This window comes from Ruegeria sp. YKSD179 (assembly GCF_059612885.1).
On sequence record NZ_JBXWRL010000015.1, the window covers coordinates 29,713 to 46,207 of the forward strand.

Sequence of the window (16,495 nt, forward strand, 5' to 3'; positions counted from 1 at the left end):
TATCGACCGGGCCCATGCGCAGGATGCAGCCTATGAAACACATCCTCTCTTCTCTGGCCGCCTTGGCCTTGGTAACGCTGAGCACCGCGGCTTCTGCCGCCGACTGCTACGCGGATTACAAAGCCAAACAGGACGATCCTCTGCGCCTGCACTATGGCATTATGAAAGTGTCAGCGTGCGACAAGGGACAAGCGACAAAGGAAGTTTCCAAGCGGCTCAAGTCTTCTGGTTGGACCCTGCTGAACGTGATGTCCGTTTTCGGAGCGGAAGGTTTGGATCAAAGGAAGGAAAATGCCGGAAAATACTATCTCCGTTACTGAGGCGCGCAGGTCAGGTGTGAGACTGGTCGGGGTAGGTATCGCCGCGATCGTTTTAATCCTGATCACTGCGGCAGCCTTCTTATTTTGGACGCTACCTGACGCCAATGCCTTTAACGCACGGGTTGAACGACTGTTTGTAGAAAGCGACCTGACTGCGCAGGCCGAAATCCGCCTATTGGAGATACTTGCGCAGTCCGGAACCGCATTTGCGGACACTCTGTCCAGTTATCGGATGGTGATTTTTGTTCTGTTGGTCTTTGCCAGCGCCATGCTGATTACTGCATTGGTGTTCCTTGTTATGCTGGTTCTGTTGAACCGTCGCATGGCGCAGATAGAACGCACCGGTATTCAGGTGACATCGTTGTTAATTAGCCGCGAGGAAAACACGGTTTACCTGAACAACATGGATTTTCGCCTTACCCCCGCGGCGATGGAAACGCTCTCGGTTTTGGCGGAGTCTCGTATGGACGACGAAGTACTTTCCGGCGCACAAATCGAAGCCGTTATTTCAGGCCGGGACGCTGCAGATTGTGACGAAGCCGCTGGAGCCACACGAATAAAACGCCTGCGCGATGCGTTGGGAAACCAAATGGTCAGCGAGTTGCTGGTGAAGAACATCGCAAAGAGGGGCTACATGCTGTCGATCGAAAAAGATGTGATCCAGATGATCTGAGCTTGCCTGAAACGGTAAATTCCACGTCACGCCCCTTGGAATTGGTCCTGAAAGAACCCATCCTAATAATGCCCTAGCAGTGGAGGCTGATGATGAACGTCCATGCCACGCCAAGGACTAAAGGCTACGGGATTTCCGTTGAAACTCTGCCAGATCGTATTGCGATCTATCGCGGAGACGTGTTGCTGGCGGAAAGCAGCAATGCCAAAGTAATGTACGAAACTAGATTACCACCCGCGATCTATGTCCCGCGCTCAGACCTTTGTGTTGAACTAAGTGCTGAAACCGATTTACAGACTTTTTGTCCGTTCAAAGGCACTGCCACCTATCACGATATCAACTTATCGGGGGAACGGCTTACTAACTCGATTTGGGCTTACGAGGACGCCCTGCCAGAGAGCGCAGCCATACAGGGCCATATTGGGTTCCTGCCGAGTGCCTACACACACATTGATTTGGGCGACAATACCCTGCGCGATCCGGAAGATGGAAACATTAGCGGTCCATTGATCGATTGGTTAATGCGCGGTGCGTCCGACATAAAAACAGCGGAAGAGTTCACCAAAGCTTTATCGGAAAAAATGTTGGAACATGGAATCGCTCTCCAACGACTTAGCGTCTTGGTTTGGTCGTTGCACCCATTGATCGCCGGCAAACACCATATTTGGGAAAAGGATACGGCCGAGATTTCGACCAATGTCCCAACATACGAAATTCATGACCATCCTGCGTTTATTAACAGCCCGTTGCGGCATGTCTCGAATGGTTTGGGTGGAGTACGACAACGTCTCAATGTCGAGCATCCCAACAACAGCTTTCCAATCATGGAAGACTTACGCGCCAAGGGCGGTACTGATTACGTAGCGATGCCGCTGCCATTCTCGGATGGTCGCATCAATGTACTTACATTGACCAGCGACCATCCCAAGGGTTTTACCACTGAAAATCTGGGGCTAGTGTTTGAATGCTCAGCTGTTATCGCTCGGTTCTACGAAGTGTTTATGCAGCGCGAAAACGCAAAGGTTCTGCTGGAAACATATGTCGGCAAGCGGACGGGAACGCGTGTTTTGGGTGGAGAGATTCGCCGCGGCGACGGTGACGACATCGACGCGGCTATTATGTTTTGTGACTTGCGAAACTCGACCATTCTTGAGGAAAAACTTGGGCGGGGCGCCTACATCAACCTATTGAATGAATTCTTCGAGACAGTATCTGGCATAGTGCACCAAAACGACGGTGAAGTTCTGAAGTTCATCGGTGATGCTGTTTTGGCTGTTTTCCCGGCCAGTGACAATCCGGCCACCGCCCGCGAGAACGCGCAACGCAGCGCCGTTGAAATCGTTGAAAAGCTAGCTGAAAACCGCCAATCAGATATGTCCGGTGACTGCGATTGCTCAATCGGCATTGCTTATGGCCGCGTAACATATGGTAATGTCGGATCCCGCGAACGCCTGGACTTCACTGTTATAGGTCAGGCCGCCAATATCGCTGCCAGATTGGGCGAATTCAGCAAGTCCACGGGGCACAAAATTGTCGTTTCAAACGATATCGAGCCGGTCTGCAATCAAGCGATCCCGCTAGGGAAAATCAAGCTTCACAACGTATCGCAACCAGTAACTGCTTACGCATTGCAGGCCGTCGAAGACCCTATCGCACGCCGCTGAACCTCAGCGGCTTGATTTTGCTCAGCCAACCAGACGATAGCTTAGCAGCTAGATTTCAATCTCAGGCGTCTCCAAACATGGTTTTTTTCTAGACACTTGAGATTGAAAAGCGCCGCGGAATTACAAGATTTCAACCACCCAATAGAATGAGGGCAGTTTGCGCTGGTGAAATAGTCGCTTGAATCTGCGCAATCTGATTTCGCGCCAAATATGTGTCAGTAAGTTTGGCAACCACTTCAGGATCCGTAAATTGAGACATTTCGTCGGAACCTGTGACCCGTGATAGCCTATCCTGAAAAATGGCTACCTGCCGGTCGAGGTCAAGCTGCGCAATCGACGACGGCAACCCCAGCGCAGTTTCCATCATTGACCGAAGAGGAGGAGTACCCATCAGGTCAAACCATTTCCGCGTCTCGCTGCCTTCTTTGTTCGCTATTTCTGGCAACTTATGCTGCGCGTAAAGCGCGATACGCATCGAGTCATCAGATTCACCAACCGCTGCTTCGAACCGGGCAATAATGTTGTCCTCTGCGACTTTCTTCATATTGGTTGTCAGCCCGGTTTTGCGTACTTCCCCTGGGCCAAATCCAAAAGCCTTAGAAAAGGCGCGATAGCGCGAGTCTCCCAGGCGATTGGCCAGAGCGTCATTCGCATTGGTACCATCCGAAAGGATCTTTTGAACAAAGTAACGATTGTTCAAATCCTCTTCCAGACCGAAGGCACCCAGCGCCACCTGCAGCAACCTTCGGTCTGATACCAGTTCCTCAGCTGTTTGGATTTTTCCAATATTCTCTAGGAAATAGGTCGATGAACGCGAATTGACGTTTGAGGCTTCGAAACTCTGAAGCTGCAAGTCATAGGTGCGCTGCAGAAATCTCCAGCCTGCAACGCCACCAAGTGGGATAACCGGTTGATAGGTCATTGAGTATACGCCATCAGCCGTTCTTCGCGCGGCAGTAGGGATCGCAGCGATTTCAGGCATCTGTAGTATTGTTCGGCGACCAACGCCTCTGTCGCCTCGGTCAGAACGAGCCTGCTGTCCGAATCTGTAAATATTTGACTCAACTCTTCGACGCGGCGCAACAGCTGTTGCCGGGCGCCATCGGGTTCTGTATCCCCGGACAATACCAATTGCGCGGCATAACAAACGCGGCGGACTGGCGTGTTTGCCTCGTCCGGATGGATTGCGTCACGCAGCCTTAGGACATTGGCTTCTGGCATCATGATTGAAAACCTTGTCCGGCGATCACCGTTCTCGATCACCACACCATTGATCAGCACCCGTTCCTTAGGTGCCAGTTTCAGAACCAGTCCACTCATGAAATGCTCCCCATTTGGCGTAGGCCTCGTAAAACGGCCATGTTGATTTCCAGCAGCGGCTCTACGCCCGCATTCTGACTTAGAACTTTGCTACTGTGTTCGTCGGTAAATTCAGCCAGATAAAAAAGTCTGGCACGCAATTCATTTGGCAGCGCGTTGTCCTCATCAGCAACGCCAGTGGCCAGTACATTCCAAAGCCGTCTGTTTTCGTATAGCGCCATGACAAATTCACCAAAATTGGTTGCTTTTCGGGCCGATGCGGCCTTGAGCCTGCGCGTGATCTGAGATATTGTTTCGAATTCTGTATCCCGGGGCGTCCGTGTTGGGGCCGCCGTCTGGGTATAAGCCCTGTGGGCAATTAGTTGCGGTGTCACGTGAAATCCTTCCGGTCGTCCACTAATTGGCTGTCAATGCCGGGGCGCGGTGGTCGCGCCCCGGTATGGTGCCGTTATTAACGGAATAGCGACAGGATGGACTGCGGTGCCTGGTTCGCAATCGACAGCGACTGGGTCGCCAGCTGCTGCTGAACCTGCAACGCCTGCAACCGGGCCGATGCTTCTTCCATATTGGCGTCAACCAGGGCTCCGATGCCAGATTTGAACGAGTCAACCAGGTTCGAAATGAAACTTTTCTGGGTCTCAATCTGCCTTTCTGCAGAACCAAATGAAGATGCTACCGAGGTTGCTGTACTCAAAAGACCGGCAATTACGTTCTGCGCCGCTGCAGCACCGGATTCAGTGCCAATGTTGATTGAAGTAAGGGCACCCAAGCCGCCAGAACCAGCGTTTTTATACTGGGCCGAAACAGTCAAGTCTTGATCGGCGGCATCAGGTGGAGCCAGAGTCGTAAACGTCAACGTCGCATCGGCATAAGCGATGATTAACCCGTTTATCCCAAGCGCCTCGACCGCATTCTTCACGCCAACTGCGACAAGTGGGTTAGTGACATCTTCCTCGTAAGCCCCTGGGTTTAAGTCCGACGCCTGAACCGTGTAAGAGGCAGTCCGACCTGCGACGGTAATAATAACCTCGTCGCCAGCCGCGAATTCAGTACCCACGCCAGCGGCGGACGCTATCACCACATCTGCGGTAGCTCCAGCAGCGTCCAAAGTAAAACCTGCAGAATCGCCGTTGGCGCTCACACCTTCGGAACCGTCAAATACGTTACTGGCGGTATAATCGCCAGTCGCCAAGTCCCCACCCACTACGGTGATTGATCTTGCATTGACATTGCCAGCGTTGTCCCGATCAAGCGAAGACAGGATGGTCGTGCCGGCACCACCGTCCAGCAAGTTGAGCCCATTAAACTGAGCGCCATTAATGACGTCATTTATCTGCGTGCGCAGCGCAACAACGTCGCGCTGAAGCGCAGCACGGTCAACATTTGCACCTTGCGCAGACTGAATCTTGCCATTTATTTCCATCAAGAGTTCCGTGACAGTTTCAGTCGCGTTGCGCGCGACGGCCACTGTCAACTGACCCAACGCCAGACTGTCTTTGACCGCATTGAAGCCCTTGACATCAGACTCCATCACTTTGGAGATGGCCCAAATGGCCGAGTTATCCTTGGCCGATGCGATCCGCTTACCGGTCGAAATCGCATTTTGTGTCTCAACAAGGCTTTTGTTGACCGATTGAAGAGTTTGCAGCGCAACCATTGCGCCATTGTTCGTCAGAATGCTGGACATACTTGTCATCCTTTTATTGATCGGGCGCGTTTGACGCCCTCGTTAGTCCCGCCACTTAAGCAGGCATTCTGTCGTTCTGACTTTTGCGACTTGCCTTTCGGCCGACGCGCCACCTGTTGTTTCAGGTGCAGGACCACCTTGACCTTCAATCCCCTAACGGAGTGCTAAGATGGCCTGCCCTAAAATCTAGGATTTGAATCAAACCTTGAGCTATGCGCGTTTTTCCAGCTTGACCTCACCACGCATCGGATAGCCGCTGCGCTGTCCTTTTGCATCATAAGTCGTGAACTCTTGCCTGACGCGGCGCAGCTCGGACATCCGGTCAGCCACCGCGCGAATCCCTTCGGCTGCGCTGTTCAACAGCGCCTGATTCCGTTCCAGTTTTTTCTGAACAGCAATCAATTCGTCGCTGTCCTGCACTTGCAGTTCATTGATATCGTCAATCAACTTTTCTTTTTCGGGGCTCATTTTGCCCAATCGGTCAAGGTCACCTTCGACCAACGCGGCGCGTTCCAGATCCAACATGTCTTCTAAAGACTTGATAAGGTCATTCGGCATCTGTTTTCTCCATCATTGATTTTACAAGGATTTCAGAGAGGCCAACGCCACCTGCCTGCGCCAGTTGTCGCGCCTGATGTTGTGTCAGAAAGGATGCGAACTGATCCTCACCTGCTCCGCCACCAAAGGAATCACTGGTTTTGCCCAATCCGGCGGATTTCAGCATTTCGGCCAGAAAAGTGGCCTCCAGCTCGACTGCGGCGGCCTGAATGCGTGAGGCATTCGCAGGGACCTGCCCCTCAGAGCCAATTGGAAGAATATTCATCGGGTTCTCCGAAATTTGTTTCTAACTTTCTCAAGCAGACCTGAAAGCGGTTAAAAAAAATGTAACCTCCTTGGGGGCAGATATCCGGCATACAAACGGAGCCCGGAGCAAAATGCCCAACCCGCTGATGAACATTATGGCCTCAATCCCGGCTGGCACTTCTGCTGGCGCACCCCAGGCTGACCAACCGGAAGGACAGGAAGGTTCCGATTTCCTCGAGATATTGAACCTGTTCGCCCCGGTGGACCAAGCCACCCAAGACGAAACTGAGATTTCGGCATCGACGGCTGAAGAAATCGAAGCCGAAAACGTCGAAGCGGAGCTGCCCGATCTGGATGGCGAGGTGCCGATGGTCGGAGCGCCGTTGGCAATCGACGCAGAACCGATTCGTCCAACAGCCTCGGCCGAAACGCAGGAGCCTTCGGCAGAATCTGGCACCAAGGTACCAACGCACAGTGCCGTCGCAATCGAACAAGTGACGTCTAAGACGACTGAACTGTTTGAGAATAATCCAGAGACGGAAGCCATTGCTTCGGGCGGTAGAGCCAACGATCCTCAGTTCAGAAGTATTAATCGGTCTGCCGAATTGCCTGTTCAGAACAACAGCGCACCGAATGTCCATCGAATCAACACCATTGAGATTGCGCACAAGGCCGCCATTTTGCGCGAGACGGGTGAAATCCCAAAACAGGACAAATTTCCGACGGACATTCCGGAAAAGCTCGATCAGGCGCCGATGAATTCGAACCCTCAAGCCCGCGCGGTCAATTACGTGGCCCCATTCTCAGCCCCTGCTGTTAACACCACGCCTTTGATATTTACGCCTACGCAGGACCCGACAACAGAGTTGGGCGAGTCGATGTTCGACAGTGACCTCGGCACTGTTTCCACGGTTCGAGACGGGCCAAGTTCTTCGGTTATCCGCGATAGCTCAACCCTACCTGCGACCGTATTTACGCGTCCTGAAACGGCGCGGGCCGTCGCGGGACAAATAGCCGCTGTCGTGACAACAAAACCCGGCTCTGGAAACGTCGAAATCGCCCTCAATCCCGAAGAGTTGGGACGTGTCTCGATATCCATGGGCGGTCGGGAGGACGGCTTTTATCTGATGATCTCGGCAGAAAGGCCGGAAACGCTGGACTTGATGCGACGGCATATTGGCGTTCTGTCGGCCGAGTTTCAGAAACTGGGATTGGGTGACCTTTCCTTTGACCTCAGCATGGCCTGGGGCTCTCACCAAGATGCAAATGATTCACCTCAGCAGGCTCTTTTTGATGCCGCCGATTCAGAAGACTTGGCCGAACCCGCACCGCGACCCACACCAGCAGGCCTTGAACGCGGCCTTGATCTAAGGCTTTGATCCATGACTACATCAGTAAATTTCCCGTCTCAATCCACACCGGCTGTAGAAAACAACTCCAAGCCGCGCGCATCGATACTGACCTCTGATTTCGAGACTTTCATAAAGATGTTGACCACTCAGGCGCGCTATCAGGACCCATTAAAACCATTGGATTCCGCAGAATTTGCGTCGCAGTTGGCCCAGTTTTCAATGGTCGAACAACAGGTGCAAGCTAACGAGCTGTTATCCGGGCTTGCTGTCGCCCTTAGTGGAAGCCAGTTGGATAAGATGTCCAACTGGGTCGGCACTGAAGTACATGCAGCAACCGCCTTTCGATACGATGGTGAACCAGTGGCAATTGAAACGCACGCAGAACCACATGCTGACAGGGCGGAACTGATTTTCCGTGACGCTGACGGCGTTGTGGTCGCTCGCGTTCCTGTACCCGTAGAAGATGTCGAGTATTCTTGGGCAGGCGAAGACAGTGAAGGTGAGGAGTTGCCCCAAGGTGTCTATTCGGCAACGTTGGAAAGCTACAAGGGTCGCGACAAAATTTCGAACAATCCGGCAGCGGTTTACAGTAGGGTAGTGGAAGCACAAATGCATGATGGCGAGGTCGCTTTAAAACTGGACAGCGGTGCGATTGTTTTAGCGGACTCGATCACGAGCATTCGCAAGGGCGCTTGATCTGGCGGTCTGGGCGGTCCATTGCTTGGGTATCCGCGACTCGCCCAATGACCTGGTACCAACCTGACTGATCCACTTTTCCCCCCGGCCAACTTGGTGGCGCAATTGGAGGCACAAGGGCTTGTCTCATCGCTGGTACGATTCGAAACACTTTTCGGCGGACGCACTAATCGGGTTTGGAAAGTTTTGGGCGGTGACAATAATGCGGTTCTGAAACTGTACCGCGCCCCTTTTGACAATCCACTTTTCCGGAACGACGCAGAATCTGAGGCAAAAACTTTACAGGCACTCAAGTGTACTGGGTTTGTCCCCAAAATAAGGGCGACAGGAGCATTCGAGAGTTCCAATTGGGTGCTCTACGACCATGCACCTGGTACACCTTGGCAAGAAGGTGTTCAGAAAGTTGCTCAACTTCTACGTACACTACACGAATCCAAGATAAAATTAGATGCGCCTGCAGGGTGTAACGGCACTGGTGATCTTGAAGCGAACGCTTTGCGTATCTTGGCGAAATGTCGAACGAACTCCAAAAGCCGCATGGACCGTTACAAACCCAAAACTTATATTGCCCCGACCCGTGATACTCGCTTGATTCACGGCGATCCGGTTCCGGGCAATATTCTGGTATCTTCATCAGGATTGACTCTAATCGATTGGCAATGCCCGGCCTGGGGCGACCCTTGCGAGGATTTGGCAATTTTTTTATCCCCTGCCATGCAATACATCTACCGTGGCGCACCACTAACCACGGCAGAAACAGACAGGTTCCTAACTGCTTACGGACAGCCAAAAATTACCGAGCGCTACAACGCACTGCGTGCTTGGTTTGCTTGGCGCATGGCGGCCTATTGCCTTTGGCGAATTGAAAACGGAGCTTTGGATTACTCGGCTGGATTCGATCTGGAAATAGCGACACTCTAATCTTTCAGAGATCAGCCAACGCCATCAACGCGTAGGCTGGCGGCATCAAAGCGCGGCGCCAACGACCCAGTGGAAACCGCCGAGGAGGGGTGGAAATCGGCAGGGGAATTTCCGCTGGTTGCTGCATAGCTAATCGGGCGAGTGCCTGACCGCAATACGACCCCATCGCAACGCCGTTGCCGTGGTAAGCAAAACCCGCAAAGCATCCGGGTTGATCAGGAACGGCGCCCACAAATGGTAACAAGTCCCAGGCAAGACATACGAACCCCGACCAGACATTCGTGACTTCTACCTGCGACCAAGCCGGAAACATAACATGAAAATTCCGGAGCACCTTTTTGCGAATTTTCGCCTCGGCCTTTGGGGAAGATATCAGCCCGCCTCGCATACCAAAGAGAAATCGTTTGTCTGGCATCAGGCGAAAGTAGTGCAGAAGGTGCCGTGTGTCATAGCATATCTGGTTCGAAGACCAGCCCTGTGCCTGTAATTCAACGTCCGTCAGAGGACGCGTTACGAGAACCGTTGATTGCGCAGGCATGTATCGGCCCGCCATCCAAAGTGGAAAGTCTTCACTGGAATAACCGTTTGTGCAAAACAAAACCTTCTCCGCACGCACGCTGCCCAATGGTGTGGAAAGTTGATACCCGACGGCAGTCTTTCGAACGTCCAACGCAGCACTGCGTTGAAATAGTTCCGCACCCTGATCACGCGCCGCCGCCGCCAAACCAAAAAGGTACTTTCTGGGGTTCAGCCCAAACCCGACCGGAGTGGTATACCCCCCAAAAAAAGTGCCACCCAGCCCTAGCGCCGGCAAATCGTCTGCTTCATGCAATACACCGCCTGCTTCACCTTTCTGCCGCAGCTTTTTCATTGCCTTCGCAGAATGGGCAAGCACCGTTTCACCTTTGGAATGGGTGTCGGCTTCAATCCGATACCGCGCCAGCAACTCGGCAACCAGGTCGACTGCATCGACTTCCGCCTGCTCATATGCCTGCGCCGCAACCTCTCCGTACCGTTTTACCAAAGTCTCGGGCTTCAGCTTGGACCCCCCCAGACAACAAAACCCTCCATTTCGACCGGAGGCGCCCCAACCGGGTGTCTCGGCCTCAAGCACAACAACGGATTTGCCTTCTTCGGCCAGATGCAAGGCTGCGGACAGACCTGTGAATCCGCCGCCGATGACTGCGACTTCAGCGTCTAATTCGCCACTTTGGATGGGCCAATCCGGTGCTTGAGTCGTCTCATCCCACCAACAGTTTTGTCTTGGTCCAGGACCATAGCTATAGTTTGGGAAGATGCGCTTCATTCCACACGCGCGGCAGCCAATTCATCCTGCCGTTGCCGCATCATCGCACGTTTCGTCACAAGTGAAGCTGTAACTACCCCAATAGTGACAACGGCAATCATAAGCGTTGAAAGCGCGTTGATCTCGGGGCTTACACCGAGGCGTACTGCCGAGAATATTTTAATTGGAAGCGTCGTTGCTGACGGGCCCGAAGTGAATGAAGCGATCACCAAATCGTCCAGCGAAAGCGTAAAGGCAAGCAACCATCCCGATATCACCGCTGGCGCTATGATTGGAAGCGTAACCAGCCGAAAAGCCTGAGCGGGTGAACACCCCAGATCCAAAGCTGCCTCTTCCAACGAGCGATCGAATGTAACCAATCGCGAAGATACGACCACGGAAACAAAACACATCGAAAATGTCGTATGTGCTAGTACAATGGTCAAGATACCCCGATCCAAACCAATGCCGATAAAAAGCAGCAAAAGCGAAAGGCCAGTTATCACTTCGGGCATCACCAATGGCGCGTAGATCATACCTGAAAACAAGGTGCGACCAAAAAATCGACCCCCGCGCACCAGGACGTATGCTGCGGCTGTGCCAAGGGCTGTCGCCAAGGTCGAGGAAAATACCGCGACTCGCAAAGTGACCCAAGCGGCATCCAAAAAAGCCTCGTTCTGAGCCAGTTCCCCGTACCATTTAGTCGAGAACCCAGCCCAAACCGTCACCAACTTACTTTCGTTGAAGCTGAAGATAATCAGGATGATCATCGGAATGTATAAGAAAGCAAACCCCAGCGTCAGGGATACAGTATTGAACCAGCTTAACTTGGTCATTGTTCTGCCTCCGTCTGCTTTTGCTGGTTTCGCTGGAACAACACGATCGGAATAACCAGAATTAGCAGAAGGACGACTGCTACAGCACTGGCTACTGGCCAGTCTCGATTCGAGAAGAACTCCTCCCATAAAACTTTGCCTATCATCAGCGTGCCGGACCCACCCAACAGCGACGGGATAACAAATTCACCAATGACTGGGATCATCACCAAAAAGCATCCTGCAATAATTCCGGGTCGCGAAAGCGGCACGGTGATAAGCCAGAACGCCTGTATGCGAGAGCACCCCAAATCTTCGGCAGCCTCGATCAACGACCCATCCAACCTTTCGAGCGCCGAGTAAATTGGTAGGATCATAAATGGAAGATAGGTGTAGACGATCCCGATATATACCGCGGTATTGGTGTTCAAAATGGTCAATGGGGTCGAGATGATACCGGTCCAAAGCAGCAACTGGTTCAGGTAGCCTTCGTTGCTGAGAATACCCATCCACGCATAAACCCGGATCAGAAATGATGTCCAAAAAGGTAGAATCACCAGCATCATCAATGTCGGCCGCCATTCTTGCGGCGCCCGGGCCATTCCATACGCAATCGGATAGCCGACCAACAGCGTGAAAAACGTTGAAATCAGCGCAATCTTGACGCTTGATAAGTAGGCTTTCCAGTACAGATCATCCTCGGTCAACCAGACGAAGTTTTCAAAGTCCAACTGGCTGAAAAACTCTTTGATCCCTGCCCATCCTTGGCTCAGGTCAAGCGTAGGAGTGTAAGGAGGAATAGCGAGTTCGGTGTCCGACAAAGAAATCTTTAATACGATGAAGAAGGGCACCAAGAACAGTGCCAGCAACCATACATAAGGTACTGCTATCAGAAAAGCGCGCCGCATCAGCTGGTCAACAGAACCGCGGCAGTGGCTGTCCAAGACAACCAAACCGGGTCTTCCCAAGAAAATGAGCGCCGCGAAATTCGACGTGTGTTGGCCGTCTGCGCCTTAATTATCGTGCCATTCGGCAACTGGACGTGATAGGTGGATAGGTTCCCTAAATATGCAATGTCATGCACCTTACCCTGAATCGCGTTAACTGCTTCTGCGGGGCGTTCCGCCGAGATCGTCACCTTTTCTGGCCGGATCGCCAGATGACAAGTTTGCCCATTACTGAACGACGTAGCTGAGGTTGCAGTAATCGGCGCCTGCCCTTCGGCCCAATCGATTTGGTAGGCGTCATCCCCGTTCGCGGTGGCGCGTCCCGGTATAATGTTTACGTCACCAATAAAGTCAGCCACATAAACCGAAGCTGGTGTTTCGTATATTCGATCCGGTGTGGCCACCTGCATCAACTTGCCTTGATCCATTACAGCCACACGACTGGCAACAGTCATGGCTTCTTCCTGATCGTGGGTAACGATCACAAAAGTGGTGCCGGTTTTTTCTTGAATATCCATCAATTCAAACTGCGTATCCTGGCGCAGTTTTTTGTCCAACGCGCCCAGAGGCTCGTCCAGCAGTAGCAATTTAGGGGCTTTGGCTAGGGACCTCGCCAACGCCACCCGCTGACGTTGGCCGCCGGAAATTTGATGCGGCTTCCGTCTTGCAAACTGTTCCAATCGGGTCAGCCGCAACATCTCTTCGACACGATCTTCCAAATCGTGCTTGGACACGTTGTTCCTGCGCAAACCAAAGGCGATGTTGTCCCAAACGCTGAGATGCGGAAACAACGCGTAAGACTGGAACATCATGTTGACAGCACGCTTGTTGGGCGGGATCGGATCAATGTCCTGCCCGCCCAACAAGATGTGCCCATCTGTTGGGGTTTCGAAACCGGCCAACATCCGCATCATTGTGGTTTTGCCACAGCCCGACGGGCCCAACAAAGCAAAGAATTCTTTTTCAAAAATATCCAGAGACAGATTGTCGATAGCCGTAAACTCACCAAACCTTTTGGTGACATTCTGGAATTGGATCAAAGGTTTCGCCTGTGGATCATCCCACGGCGCAAAGACGCTAGAGTTCAAAACGGCCCCCGTTCGTCGGTCTGGAGAAAGGGCAAGGCGCGCATAACGCCTTGCCTGGAAAATCGGATCAGGTGCCCGATTTTATCTTGGTCCAAAGACGCGTAACAACGCGCTGGGTTTTTGCTGGATAGGGCGTCGTGATATACAAGTTCTGCATTGTACTATCATCCGGATAAATCGCCGGATCGCCAATTACGTCCTCTTCCAGAAATTCTTGAGAGGCTTCGTTGCCGTTTGCATAGTACACATAGTTAGAAGCCGTCGCCATGTTGTTGGCGTCCAGAATAAAGTTCAGGAACTTGTGTGCGCCTTCGGGATTCGGTGCATCAGCAGGGATCGCCATCTGGTCGAACCACATCAATGACCCTTCGGCAAAAGGATGGTATTCGATCTCGACCCCGTTTTCAGCTTCGGCAGCACGGTCGCGTGCTTGCAAAATGTCACCTGACCAACCTACAGCAATACAGATATCGCCGTTTGCGAGCGCGTTGATGTATTCTGAGCTGTGAAACTTTTGAATATGAGGACGCACACTAACCAGAATCTCTTCTGTCTTGCCAATCACGTCAGTGTCGTGGCTGTCAGGATCTTCGCCGATGTATTGCAAAACCATCGGAATTATCTCCGAAGGCGCATCAAGGAAATGCACGCCGCAAGACGCGAGCTTCTCCATATTCTCGGGCTTCAGCACTAAGTCCATGCTGTTCAGTGCAACGTCATCACCCAGCACTTCCTTCACCTTTCCGACGTTCACACCAATGCCAGTGGTGCCCCACATGTAGTTGATCGAATAAGCGTTATTTGGGTCATACCCGGCCGTACGTTCTTGAATGACATCCCAAAGGTTGCCTGCATTAGACAACTGTGACATGTCCAGTTCCTGAAATGCTCCGGCCTGGATCTGACGTTGTAAAAACGTGCCCGACGGAACCACAACGTCGTAGCCCGAACCGCCTGCCAGCATTTTGGTTTCCAGAACCTCGTTACTGTCAAAAACGTCATAGATCAGGGTCAATCCTGTTTCTTCTTCAAACTTGCTTAGCAAGCTTTCATCGATGTAATCCGACCAATTGTAGACCCGCACTTCTTCAGCGAGAGCCGCCGAAGTCCCCAGTGCCATGATCGCTGTCATCGTCAGCGCTTTTAGTTTCATTGTCTTCTCCCTGTAGATGTACGGGTATTTTCCCGTTTTTTAGGATTTGATCAAGTTTTGCGTTTTTCCGAGATCGAGCTTATGGTTTCATGGGGCTTCATTGTTGACAAGTCACAGGGGCCTGAACCGGGATGAACCAATTGGATTTGATCAAAAATAAGGCAACCGCAGCTCAGATGAATAATGAGAAACAACCCGCGCACGAGCAGGTATACCAAACCCTCAAGGCACAGATTCTGTTTGGCGATCTTGTTCCAGGTCAGCCCGTTACAATTCAGGGCCTGAGTGATTCGCTGGGCGTCGGCATGACACCGGTCCGCGAAGCCATCCGCAGGTTAATCTCGGACGGCGCGTTGGTGTTTCAAGGCAACCGCAGAGTCAGCGTTCCGCTGCTGTCGGACGTTCATGTGCAAGAGTTGATATTTGCAAGAAAGGCCATAGAATCAGAGCTTTCCAAGCGAGCTACCGCAAATCTCAACGAGGCGAACATCGATCGGTTGGAGCAGTTGGACAAGCAATTGGATCGGACCATTTCGGAAGGGGACGTGGGCGGCTACCTGCGTTTGAACCACGCCTTTCATGAAACCCTTTACTCCTTTGCCGACGCGCCGATCTTGTACGATTTGGCTGAGCGTTTGTGGCTGAGATTCGGGCCGTCTTTACGCGTTGTCTGCGGCCGATTCGGCACCCAAAGTTTGCCGGACAGGCACAAGGATATCATCTCGGCACTTCGTAACCGGGACTCAGAAAAGGCCGCGTTGGCCACGGCGCAAGACGTCGAACAAGGCATGGATTTGATATCTGGCGCTCTGGCGACCCGCACTTAGAATGCGATTCGATTGACAGCAATTAATTTGATCATATTCTAGCCCCGAACGCTCTTGCAGGAGATTCTTTGATGTCGACCATTACCAATCACATGCCGACTGCCGAACTACAGGCCCTGGATTCGGCGCATCACATACACCCGTTCTCGGCTAATAACTCGCTGGGGAAAGAAGGCGCGCGCGTCATCACCAGGGCAAAAGGCATCTACCTGACTGACAGCGACGGTGAGGAAATCCTCGATGCAATGGCCGGGCTGTGGTGTGTCAATATCGGCTACGGCCGAGACGAATTGGCCGAAGCAGCTGCACGGCAGATGCGGGAACTTCCCTACTACAACACGTTTTTTAAAACGACTCACGTGCCCGCAATAGCGCTGGCCGCGAAGTTAGCGGAGTTGGCACCCGGTGATTTGAACCATGTGTTTTTTGCTGCGGGCGGGTCCGAAGCGAACGACACCAACATTCGATTGGTCCGTACCTACTGGGCTGAAAAAGGTCAGCCGGAAAAGAACATCATCATTAGCCGCAAGAATGCCTATCACGGATCATCCGTTGGGTCGGCGTCTTTGGGCGGTATGGCTGGAATGCATGCTCAGGGCGGCATCCCGATTCCCAACATCCACCACATCAATCAACCAAACTGGTGGGCAGAAGGCGGCGACTCGCAACCCGAAGAGTTCGGTCTGGCGCGCGCTCGTGAACTGGAAGAGGCCATACTGGAACTGGGCGAAGACCGCGTTGCCGCGTTTATCGCGGAACCCGTACAAGGCGCCGGTGGCGTTATTGTTGCCCCTGATTCTTACTGGCCAGAAATCCAACGCATTTGCGACAAGTATGACATCCTTCTGATTGCGGATGAGGTTATTTGCGGATTTGGCCGGACAGGAAATTGGTTTGGTTCCCAGACAGTTGGAATTAGGCCCGATATCATGACGATCGCCAA

General features: G+C 52.5%; 19 protein-coding genes. 8 read left to right on the forward strand and 11 right to left on the reverse strand.

Features of this window, described 5'->3' with window-relative positions; genetic code table 11:
- Nucleotides 1–32: 32 nt before the first annotated feature.
- From AC2FNE_RS10245 to AC2FNE_RS10255, 3 genes are all read left to right on the forward strand, one after another.
- Nucleotides 33–320 (forward strand): hypothetical protein, encoded by a 288-nt coding sequence (locus AC2FNE_RS10245; protein ID WP_170603190.1) that lies wholly within the window; start codon nucleotides 33–35, stop codon nucleotides 318–320.
- Nucleotides 292–993 (forward strand): winged helix-turn-helix domain-containing protein, encoded by a 702-nt coding sequence (locus tag AC2FNE_RS10250; protein WP_170603188.1) that lies wholly within the window; start codon nucleotides 292–294, stop codon nucleotides 991–993. Before AC2FNE_RS10245 ends, AC2FNE_RS10250 begins: the two co-directional genes overlap by 29 nt.
- Nucleotides 994–1,085: 92 nt before the next feature.
- A complete protein-coding gene (locus AC2FNE_RS10255) occupies nucleotides 1,086–2,657 on the forward strand; it encodes a DUF427 domain-containing protein (protein ID WP_496805313.1) in 1,572 nt (523 codons plus the stop codon).
- 130 nt (nucleotides 2,658–2,787) lie between these two features.
- Here AC2FNE_RS10255 and AC2FNE_RS10260 read toward each other — a convergent pair whose 3' ends face one another.
- The 6 genes from AC2FNE_RS10260 to AC2FNE_RS10285 all read right to left on the reverse strand — a co-directional run bounded on the left by AC2FNE_RS10260 (nucleotide 2,788) and on the right by AC2FNE_RS10285 (nucleotide 6,487).
- Nucleotides 2,788–3,579, reverse strand: a complete 792-nt coding sequence (locus AC2FNE_RS10260; protein WP_496805314.1) for a DUF1217 domain-containing protein — start codon at nucleotides 3,577–3,579, stop codon at nucleotides 2,788–2,790.
- The gene (gene flbT / locus AC2FNE_RS10265; protein WP_496805315.1) at nucleotides 3,576–3,977 is read right to left on the reverse strand and encodes a flagellar biosynthesis repressor FlbT; all 402 of its coding nucleotides are present in this window, start codon (nucleotides 3,975–3,977) and stop codon (nucleotides 3,576–3,578) included. Before flbT ends, AC2FNE_RS10260 begins: the two co-directional genes overlap by 4 nt.
- Nucleotides 3,974–4,351, reverse strand: coding sequence for a flagellar biosynthesis regulator FlaF (gene flaF, locus AC2FNE_RS10270; RefSeq protein WP_496805316.1), 378 nt, complete (start codon nucleotides 4,349–4,351; stop codon nucleotides 3,974–3,976). Before flaF ends, flbT begins: the two co-directional genes overlap by 4 nt.
- 77 nt (nucleotides 4,352–4,428) lie before the next feature.
- On the reverse strand, nucleotides 4,429–5,664 hold the full coding sequence (locus AC2FNE_RS10275) for a flagellin N-terminal helical domain-containing protein (protein ID WP_496805317.1): 1,236 nt from the start codon (nucleotides 5,662–5,664) through the stop codon (nucleotides 4,429–4,431).
- 210 nt (nucleotides 5,665–5,874) lie between these two features.
- Nucleotides 5,875–6,222 carry a flagellar biosynthesis protein FlgN gene (locus tag AC2FNE_RS10280; protein ID WP_496805318.1) on the reverse strand — a complete coding sequence of 116 codons (348 nt, stop codon included), beginning with the start codon at nucleotides 6,220–6,222 and terminating at the stop codon, nucleotides 5,875–5,877.
- The gene (locus tag AC2FNE_RS10285; protein ID WP_496805319.1) at nucleotides 6,212–6,487 is read right to left on the reverse strand and encodes a rod-binding protein; all 276 of its coding nucleotides are present in this window, start codon (nucleotides 6,485–6,487) and stop codon (nucleotides 6,212–6,214) included. The genes AC2FNE_RS10280 and AC2FNE_RS10285 overlap by 11 nt, the downstream gene beginning before the upstream one ends.
- 112 nt (nucleotides 6,488–6,599) lie before the next feature.
- Here AC2FNE_RS10285 and AC2FNE_RS10290 point away from each other — a divergent pair, with 112 nt between their 5' ends.
- The 3 genes from AC2FNE_RS10290 to AC2FNE_RS10300 all read left to right on the forward strand — a co-directional run bounded on the left by AC2FNE_RS10290 (nucleotide 6,600) and on the right by AC2FNE_RS10300 (nucleotide 9,437).
- On the forward strand, nucleotides 6,600–7,847 hold the full coding sequence (locus AC2FNE_RS10290; protein WP_170603184.1) for a flagellar hook-length control protein FliK: 1,248 nt from the start codon (nucleotides 6,600–6,602) through the stop codon (nucleotides 7,845–7,847).
- 3 nt (nucleotides 7,848–7,850) lie between these two features.
- Nucleotides 7,851–8,516, forward strand: coding sequence for a flagellar hook capping FlgD N-terminal domain-containing protein (locus tag AC2FNE_RS10295; protein WP_496805320.1), 666 nt, complete (start codon nucleotides 7,851–7,853; stop codon nucleotides 8,514–8,516).
- A gap of 96 nt (nucleotides 8,517–8,612) precedes the next feature.
- A complete protein-coding gene (locus AC2FNE_RS10300) occupies nucleotides 8,613–9,437 on the forward strand; it encodes a phosphotransferase family protein (RefSeq protein ID WP_367648128.1) in 825 nt (274 codons plus the stop codon).
- 4 nt (nucleotides 9,438–9,441) lie between these two features.
- Here the strand turns inward: AC2FNE_RS10300 and AC2FNE_RS10305 are convergent, their stop codons facing one another.
- The 5 genes from AC2FNE_RS10305 to AC2FNE_RS10325 form a co-directional block, all read right to left on the reverse strand.
- Entirely contained in the window at nucleotides 9,442–10,743 is a 1,302-nt protein-coding gene (locus AC2FNE_RS10305; protein WP_170603180.1) for an NAD(P)/FAD-dependent oxidoreductase, read from the reverse strand.
- Entirely contained in the window at nucleotides 10,740–11,558 is an 819-nt protein-coding gene (locus tag AC2FNE_RS10310) for an ABC transporter permease (RefSeq protein WP_170603178.1), read from the reverse strand. Before AC2FNE_RS10310 ends, AC2FNE_RS10305 begins: the two co-directional genes overlap by 4 nt.
- Entirely contained in the window at nucleotides 11,555–12,445 is an 891-nt protein-coding gene (locus AC2FNE_RS10315; RefSeq protein WP_170479309.1) for an ABC transporter permease subunit, read from the reverse strand. The genes AC2FNE_RS10310 and AC2FNE_RS10315 overlap by 4 nt, the downstream gene beginning before the upstream one ends.
- Nucleotides 12,445–13,572, reverse strand: a complete 1,128-nt coding sequence (locus AC2FNE_RS10320) for an ABC transporter ATP-binding protein (RefSeq protein WP_496805321.1) — start codon at nucleotides 13,570–13,572, stop codon at nucleotides 12,445–12,447. The genes AC2FNE_RS10315 and AC2FNE_RS10320 overlap by 1 nt, the downstream gene beginning before the upstream one ends.
- Before the next feature lie 67 nt (nucleotides 13,573–13,639).
- Nucleotides 13,640–14,725 carry a polyamine ABC transporter substrate-binding protein gene (locus AC2FNE_RS10325; protein WP_170603174.1) on the reverse strand — a complete coding sequence of 362 codons (1,086 nt, stop codon included), beginning with the start codon at nucleotides 14,723–14,725 and terminating at the stop codon, nucleotides 13,640–13,642.
- Between the two features lie 131 nt (nucleotides 14,726–14,856).
- Between AC2FNE_RS10325 and AC2FNE_RS10330 the strand changes: the two genes are divergently transcribed.
- Nucleotides 14,857–15,552 (forward strand): GntR family transcriptional regulator, encoded by a 696-nt coding sequence (locus AC2FNE_RS10330; protein ID WP_496805322.1) that lies wholly within the window; start codon nucleotides 14,857–14,859, stop codon nucleotides 15,550–15,552.
- Nucleotides 15,553–15,623: 71 nt separating this feature from the next.
- Nucleotides 15,624–16,495: aminotransferase (locus AC2FNE_RS10335; RefSeq protein WP_496805323.1), on the forward strand; the 872-nt coding region annotated here is incomplete at its 3' end.